The sequence below is a fragment of the Luteimonas aquatica genome (assembly GCF_022662575.1).
Classification (GTDB): domain Bacteria; phylum Pseudomonadota; class Gammaproteobacteria; order Xanthomonadales; family Xanthomonadaceae; genus Luteimonas; species Luteimonas aquatica.
Genome location: NZ_JALBFU010000002.1, coordinates 597243 through 604263, shown reverse-complemented (window position 1 = coordinate 604263; position 7021 = coordinate 597243). Strand labels below are relative to the sequence as shown.

General features: G+C 68.5%; 8 protein-coding genes and 1 tRNA gene. All 9 read right to left on the bottom strand.

Features of this window, described 5'->3' with window-relative positions; genetic code table 11:
- Positions 1–783, bottom strand: a 783-nt coding sequence (locus MD221_RS08795) for a hypothetical protein (protein ID WP_425602229.1), incomplete at its 3' end; no start/stop codon positions are given.
- Between the two features lie 366 nt (positions 784–1149).
- Positions 1150–1225: transfer RNA gene (locus MD221_RS08790), tRNA-Lys, on the bottom strand.
- A gap of 49 nt (positions 1226–1274) precedes the next feature.
- A complete protein-coding gene (gene queC / locus MD221_RS08785; RefSeq protein WP_242110648.1) occupies positions 1275–1958 on the bottom strand; it encodes a 7-cyano-7-deazaguanine synthase QueC in 684 nt (227 codons plus the stop codon).
- Positions 1959–2001: 43 nt separating this feature from the next.
- Positions 2002–2682 carry a 7-carboxy-7-deazaguanine synthase QueE gene (gene queE, locus MD221_RS08780; RefSeq protein WP_425602228.1) on the bottom strand — a complete coding sequence of 227 codons (681 nt, stop codon included), beginning with the start codon at positions 2680–2682 and terminating at the stop codon, positions 2002–2004.
- 9 nt (positions 2683–2691) lie between these two features.
- Complete coding sequence (ybgF, locus tag MD221_RS08775) at positions 2692–3516, bottom strand: tol-pal system protein YbgF (protein WP_242110646.1); 825 nt, start codon at positions 3514–3516, stop codon at positions 2692–2694.
- Positions 3517–3606: 90 nt separating this feature from the next.
- A complete protein-coding gene (pal, locus tag MD221_RS08770) occupies positions 3607–4128 on the bottom strand; it encodes a peptidoglycan-associated lipoprotein Pal (protein ID WP_242110645.1) in 522 nt (173 codons plus the stop codon).
- Positions 4129–4187: 59 nt separating this feature from the next.
- Positions 4188–5507, bottom strand: coding sequence for a Tol-Pal system beta propeller repeat protein TolB (gene tolB / locus MD221_RS08765; protein WP_242110644.1), 1320 nt, complete (start codon positions 5505–5507; stop codon positions 4188–4190).
- 116 nt (positions 5508–5623) lie between these two features.
- Positions 5624–6580, bottom strand: a complete 957-nt coding sequence (gene tolA, locus MD221_RS08760; RefSeq protein WP_242110643.1) for a cell envelope integrity protein TolA — start codon at positions 6578–6580, stop codon at positions 5624–5626.
- Positions 6580–7014 carry an ExbD/TolR family protein gene (locus MD221_RS08755; protein WP_242110642.1) on the bottom strand — a complete coding sequence of 145 codons (435 nt, stop codon included), beginning with the start codon at positions 7012–7014 and terminating at the stop codon, positions 6580–6582. Before MD221_RS08755 ends, tolA begins: the two co-directional genes overlap by 1 nt.
- Positions 7015–7021: the final 7 nt, after the last annotated feature.

Genomic DNA, 7021 nt, shown 5'->3' with positions numbered 1-7021 from the left:
GGTCTTGGCCACCGCGACGTTCGCGGCGGTGTTCACCGTGGTCGGATCGCTGGGAGTGCAGCGCGCCTGCGTGGCGCCGGAAGCCGGACAGGTGAGGTCGCCGCCGCCGCTGGCGCGCGCGGTATTGGTCACGCTGGGCGTGGCCGCGCTGCCGACCGCGACCGTCAAGGTGATCGGCGAACCGGCGGAACCCGCCGGAATCGCGGTCGTGCTGGTACAGGTGACCACCTGGCCCGCGGCATTGCAGGTCCAGCCGGTGCCCGTGCCCGACACGTAGGTCAGGCCGGTCGGCAGCGTGTCGACGNCGGAACCCGCCGGAATCGCGGTCGTGCTGGTACAGGTGACCACCTGGCCCGCGGCATTGCAGGTCCAGCCGGTGCCCGTGCCCGACACGTAGGTCAGGCCGGTCGGCAGCGTGTCGACGACGGTGATCGTGCCCGAGGTCGGCGCCGTGCCGGTGTTGCTCACCGTCAGCGTGTAGGTGCCGTTGGTGCCCACCACGAAGTTGCCGCTGTGGGTCTTGGTGAAGGTCAGTTGCGGGGCAACGACGGTGTCGCTGTCGGTCGCGGTGCAGACGCCGGTCGTGCTGTTGAAGGCCCCGGAGCCATTGGCGGCGATACAGGCGGCACCGGTATTGGTGACGCCGGAGGGCGGCGTGATGGTGGCGACGTTGGTTGCAGTCTGCGCGAAAGCGACAGGGGCACCGAGCGCCGCCAGGCAGAATCCCAGAGACAAGGCGACACGACGACTTGCCGCGGCAAAGCCATGACCGAATGCGAACACGCTGACTGCTCCCCTGAAACGTTGAAGGACGCGAACCGCCCTATCCCCACACTTTCTTCACACGCTTCACCTAGCACGAAATCTCGCGACGAAGTGAGATACAGTGCCTTGAACTTACATTAATCTAACACCAATTTGTATAAGTGTCACATTTCCAGCAACTTTAGTGCATAAATTGCAAAAAAGATTGTTTTTCATGACGAATGGGACTGGCAAAATAATGAATTAAGTAGTAAGGGCGCGCCGTCCAAGCCGGCAGGCACACGGCGACCATCGGTTACACCGATGGGAAATATTGGCTTTTTATTGTGTCGGCGACACGTGAAGCATGCTTGTGCAGTCGCAGCAGCCTGGAAGGCAGGATCTTGGTGGGTCGTGATGGATTCGAACCATCGACCAGCGGATTAAAAGTCCGATGCTCTACCGACTGAGCTAACGACCCGTCTGTTGCGCCCGGCGTTGCACCGGGAGGCGCATTCTAACGCAATCGATCAGCCGACGTAGCGCGTCGGATCGCCGACGCCGGCGGCGGCGAAGCCCTCGGCGCGCAAGCGGCAGGCGTCGCAATGGCCGCAGGCGCGGCCTTGCGCGTCGGCGCGATAGCAGGACACGGTCTGCGAGAAATCCACGCCCAGGCGCAGGCCCTCGCGCACGATGTCGGCCTTGCTCATCTGCTGCAGCGGGGCATGGACGCGGATGCCCGCCCCTTCCACGCCGGCCTTGGTCGCCAGGTTCGCCAGCCGCTCGAACGCCGCGACGAATTCGGGGCGGCAGTCCGGATAGCCGGAGTAGTCGACGGCATTGACGCCGCAGAACAGGTCGGCCGCGCCCAGCACCTCGCCCCAGCCCAGCGCCACCGACAGCATGATGGTGTTGCGCGCCGGAACGTAGGTGACGGGGATGTCGGGGCCGCCCGGATTCAAATGGGAATCCATGGGCACCTCGATGTCGTCGGTCAGCGCGGAGCCGCCGATGCTGCGCAGATCCACGTTCACGGTCTTGTGCTGCGCGGCGCCCAACCCCTCGGAAACGCGGGCGGCGGCGGCCAGCTCGGAAGTATGGCGCTGGCCGTAGGCGACGCTGAGGGCATGCACGGCGAAGCCCTGCTCGCGGGCAATGGCCAGGACGACGGCGGAATCCATGCCGCCGGAAACGAGGACGACTGCTTTTTTCATCTTGGGACCAAATGGGGAACGGGGACGGCGGGCCGGCCGCGCTTCAGCGCCCGGGCTCGTCGTTCCACAGGATCTTGTGCAGCTGGAGCTGGAATTTTACCGGCAGGCGGTCGGCGACGATCCAGTCGGCCAGCGCGCGCGGATCGAGCTCCGACTTGCTGGGCGAGAACAGCACCTCGCAGCGCTCGTGCAGGCGCCGCTCGGCGAGCAGCTCGCGCGCCCACTCGTAGTCCGCCCGCCCGCACAGGACGAACTTCACCTGGTCGTGGGCGGTGAGCAGCGGCAGGTTCTCCCAGCGGTTGCGCTCGACCTCGCGCGAGCCCGGCGTCTTGACGTCGAGCACGCGCGAGACGCGCGCATCGACCTGGGCGATGTCGATGGCGCCGGAGGTTTCCAGCGAGACCTGATAGCCGGCATCGCACAGCCGCTGCAACAGCTGCAGGCAGCGCTTCTGCGCCAGCGGCTCGCCGCCGGTGACGCAGACATGGCGCACGCCGTAGCCGGCGACTTCCTCGAGGATGGCGTCGATCTCGCGCCATTCCCCGCCGTGGAAGGCGTAGGCGGTGTCGCAGTACTGGCAGCGCAGCGGGCAGCCGGTCAGGCGCACGAACACCGTCGGCCAGCCCGCGTCGCGGGCTTCGCCCTGCAGCGAAAGGAAGATCTCGGTGATGCGCAGCCGCTGCGCCGATGCGGCGGCCGCATCTGACGTCACGGCGGGATGCATTTGAAAGGCCTAGCGGACCTGCGACAACTGGATCGCGCGCAGCCGGTCTTCGGCGGTGCGGGCGGCGTCGGTGCCCGGATAGCGGGCGGAGACGTCGGTCAGGGTCTTCTGCGCGGCGTCGTATTGCTTCTGCCCGTACTGCGCCAGGCCGACCTTGAGCAGGGCGCCCGGCGCCTTGTCGTGGGTCGGATAGCGGTCGAGCAGCGCCTGGAACTGCTGCTGCGCCAGCGCGTAGTTCTGGGTGACGTAATAGCTCTCCCCCAGCCAGTACAAGGCGTTCGGCGCGTAGGCGCCGCTCGGATACGACTGCAGGAAGCTCTGGAACAGTTGCGCCGAATCCGCGTACTGCCCGCCCTTCAGGGCGTTGAAGGCGGTCTCGTAGGCGCCGCGCTCGTCGGCGCGGTTGGCGATGGCGCCGGCGTCGCCATGGATGGCCGGAGCGCTGTCGGCCGGCGCGGCGGCGGCGGGAGGCGCCGCCGACGGCTGCGGCGCGGCCGGCACCGAATTCGGATCGATCGCGGGCTGGCCCGGGGCGGCGCCGGCGCCGCCCTCCAGGCGGTTCAGGCGACCGTCGAGATCCAGGTACTGGCTGCGGCCGGTCGACTTGAGCTGTTCGTTCTGCTGCTGCAGCTCCTCGATCTGCGAACGCAGGGCCTGCAGGTCGCTGCGCAACTGGGTGACCTGGTTGAGCAGGTCGACGTTGCCCTGGTTGTTGGCGGCCTGCTGCTCGAGCGCGGCGACGCGGTCGGCCAGGCTGGCGCGTTGTGCCGATGCGGGCGCGGCGGCCACCAGGGCCGCCGCGAACGCCATCGTTGTGACGATGTGATGCTTCATGATCTGGAAAGACTTGCGGCTTGGAAGGGCGTTGCTTCGGAGAGCCCGCATCCGCGGACGCGGGCTCTTGCGGAGGAATCCGCCCACCGCTTACTTGGCGGTGTAGACGATTTCCACGCGACGGTTCTTGGCCCAGCAATCCTCGCTCGACTCGGTGCAGGTCGGGCGCTCTTCGCCGTAGCTGACCACGGTGAGCTGGCTGCCCGAACCGCCGTTGGCCTGCAGCGCGGAGGAGACCGCGTTGCCGCGGCGCTCGCCCAGGCCGAGGTTGTACTCGCGGCTGCCGCGCTCGTCGGCGTTGCCTTCCAGGGTGATGCGGGCCGACGGACGGTCGCGCAGGTACTTGGCGTGGCAGGCCATCGCGGCCTGGAACTCGGAGCGCAGGCCGTCCTGGTCGAAATCGAAGTAGACCACGCGCTGACGCAGGCAGGCATCGGTGTCGAGGTCGTTCGGGCCATAGGCGCCCGGCGCGGTCGGGCCGGTGTCGGTCACGCCGCCGGTGCTCGGGCCGGTGCCGGTATCGGTCGGCGGGGTTTCCTTGACCTTCTTGGAGCAGGCGACGGCAGCGGTGCACAGCAGCGCAGTAAGCAGGACGCGGGTGGTGGTGTTCATCGTCGAATCCTTCAGCAGTGAAGAGGGGTTACGGAGTGCGAGATGGTGCGCAGGTCAGGTCAACGTTGCGTGCGGTACGGTCCCCAGGCCGGCTCGCGTACGTCGCCGTCGGCGAGCACGAGGCGCTGCCGCACCCGGCCGTCGGCCGAGACCGCGTACAGCACGCCGCGCCTGCCTTCGCGGGCCGCGTACAGGATCATGCTGGCGTTGGGGGCGAAACTCGGCGACTCGTCGAGCGAACCCGGCGACAGCGTGGACCAGCGCGGCGACCCGAGGCTGCGATCCAGCAGGGCAATACGGTACACGTTGCCGCTTCCCTGCGCCACGGCGATCTTCTTGCCGTCGAAGGAGACTGACGCGCTGGCGTTGTAACTGCCCTGGAAGGTCACTCGCGTGGCGCCGCCGCCACTGGCCGGGGCCTGGTAGATCTGCGGCTTGCCGCCCCGATCGGAGGTGAAGAAGATGGTGCCGCCGTCGGCGCTCCAGGTCGGCTCGGTGTCGATGCCGAACTGGTTGGTGATCTGGGTCAGCGCCTTGCTGCCCAGGTCCATCACGTAGATCTCGGGGTTGCCGCTGCGCGAGAGCGTCAACGCCAGCTTGCGCCCGTCCGGCGAGAACGACGGCGCGCCGTTGATGCCGCGGAAGCTGGCGACCAGCTCGCGGCCGCCGGTGGTGATGTCCTGGATGTAGATGGAGGAGTTGCCGCGCTCGAAGCTGACATAGGCCAGGCGGCGGCCGTCCGGGCTCCAGGACGGCGACAGCAGCGGCTCGGGCGAGCGCACCACCGTCTGCGGGTTGTAGCCGTCGGAGTCGGCCACCATCAGCGCGTAGCGGCTGCCCTTGCCCACGCCCACGGCGGTGACGTAGGCGATGCGGGTCCAGAAGGCGCCGCGCACGCCGAGGATCTTCTCGTAGATGGCGTCGGCGATCTGGTGGGCGACATCGCGCATGGCGTTGCTGCGCGCGGTCATGGCGAAGCCGAGCAGGCGCTCCTGCTTGGCGACGTCGAACAGCTCGTACTCGACCCGGTAGCTGCCGCTGCCGCCGTCGACCACGCGGCCGACCACGATGTAGTCCTGCTTGAGCAGGCGCCAGGTCGGATACTGGATCTCGCTGCCCTTGGTCGGCTTCTCGACCATGTCGGCGACCGGCAGGCCGCGGAACTGGCCGGAGCGGTCCAGGTCGGCGCGCACCACGGCGGCCACGTCGGTTTCCGGCGCCGCCGCGCTGCCCTGGTAGGGCATCGGCACCACGGCGATCGGGAGGGCGGCGGCGTTGCCGCCGATGATGTCGATTTCCAGGCCCTTGTCCTGGGCGAAGGCGGCCAGGGGCAGCAGCAGGGCGAGGAAGGCGGCGAGGCGTCGCAGGGATCGGGTCATGGTCAACGGGGATCCGAGGGATGGGAAAGCGTGACAGGGTGTACGTGAACGGGGCTTCAAGCTGAACGGGCCAGGCGGCCGCATTCTCCGCGTCCCGGGAGACTGGATCGTGACCGTCAGCGGTCTTGGGCTTCGAAGGTCAGATTCAACGTCCGGCTGAAGACGGATTCGAAGCCAGCGTATGGCAGCGGCTGGGCCTTGAGGACCGCCGCCTCCACCGAGCGCCTGCCGAGTTCGTCGTAGGGGCAGCTCGGATCGGCCTTGGCATCGATGACCTCGCCGCCCGGCAGCTGGCGGATGACGATGCGGCAGCGCTGGCCAAGCGGCACGTTGTCCGGACGCGTCCAGTTGCGCAGGATCGCCTCCTGCAGCGCCGACTTGTAGCGGCCCAGCAATGCGTTGTCGACGCCTTGCGGCCCTCCCGGCGGCGCGGTCGCGCTCGCCGTCGCCTGCTGCTGCGAAGCCTGCGACGCGCGCAGGTTGGCGATCTGCTTGAGCTTCTGCTCGGCCAGATCGGCCTCGCGCTTGGCCTTGGCCATCTCGTTCTGCAGCTTCTTCAGCTCGTCCTGCTTCTGCTGCTCGGCCAGGCGCTGCTTCTTCTCGATCTCTTCCTGGCGCTGGCGCTCGGTCAGGTCGATCTGCTCCTGGCGGCGCTTCTCTTCCTGCTCGCGCTCGCGGGTCTCGGCCGAGATCGCGTCGCGCTCGACCTTCTCCTGGTCGGTGTCGGACGGCTCGGGAATGCGCTCCTGCGCCTGGAATTGCGGCTCCACCTGCGAATCCTGCGGGTTCGGCTCGGGGATCGGCTGCGGCAGCGGCGTGGCGTCCACCTCGATCGGCTGCTTCGAGGGCGGCTCCGGCTCCACAGGCTCCGGGCGCTTCTGCAGCGTGCGGCGCATCGCCGCCGACAGGTCGCTGGAATCCATCAGCTCGGCGCTCACCGGCGCGCCTGCCGCGCCCGCGGGCGATTCGCTGCGCGTCCACCACAGGCCGACGAACATCAGCGCGAACAGCAGCGCATGCAGCAGCAGCGCCAGGATCACGCCCTGTGTGGTGTCGGCGCGGGTCTCGCGCATCAGCGGCCTTCCTCTCGCGATTGCGCGACCACGGCGATCTTGTCCAGGCCGGCGCGGCGAAGCAGCGCCAGCGTGTCGACGACCTTCTGGTAGCCGACGCCGGCTTCGCCTCCCACGTACACCTTCTGCCCGGGATCGCGCCCGGCGAGCGCGTGCGCCTTGCGTTCCAGGTCCGCCGCGACCAGCACCTCCGCCGAACCGCCCGGCGGGACGAAGCGATAGTCGCCGGCGGCGAGGATCACGATCTCGATGCCGGCCTGCCTTTCGGCGCGGGGCAGCTCATCCAGCGTCAGCGGCACCGCGGGGCCGGACATCGCGCGGAAGAACGGCCACAGCAGCGCCGCGACCGGCAACAGGGCGAGCAGCGCGCCCAATCCCGCCACTGCCAGGATCAGCGCCAGCCTGCTCTTCTTGATTCCCGTGGCCTTGCTCATCGCCCGC

Excerpts from the sequence above, each read along its gene's own strand:
- queC (WP_242110648.1), bottom strand. The coding sequence starts at position 1,958 with ATGAAAAAAGCAGTCGTCCTCGTTTCCGGCGGCATGGATTCCGCCGTC.
- tolA (WP_242110643.1), bottom strand. The coding sequence starts at position 6,580 with ATGCGCGAGACCCGCGCCGACACCACACAGGGCGTGATCCTGGCGCTG.
- ybgF (WP_242110646.1), bottom strand. The coding sequence starts at position 3,516 with ATGAAGCATCACATCGTCACAACGATGGCGTTCGCGGCGGCCCTGGTG.
- pal (WP_242110645.1), bottom strand. The coding sequence starts at position 4,128 with ATGAACACCACCACCCGCGTCCTGCTTACTGCGCTGCTGTGCACCGCT.
- queE (WP_425602228.1), bottom strand. The coding sequence starts at position 2,682 with ATGCATCCCGCCGTGACGTCAGATGCGGCCGCCGCATCGGCGCAGCGG.
- MD221_RS08755 (WP_242110642.1), bottom strand. The coding sequence starts at position 7,014 with ATGAGCAAGGCCACGGGAATCAAGAAGAGCAGGCTGGCGCTGATCCTG.
- tolB (WP_242110644.1), bottom strand. The coding sequence starts at position 5,507 with ATGACCCGATCCCTGCGACGCCTCGCCGCCTTCCTCGCCCTGCTGCTG.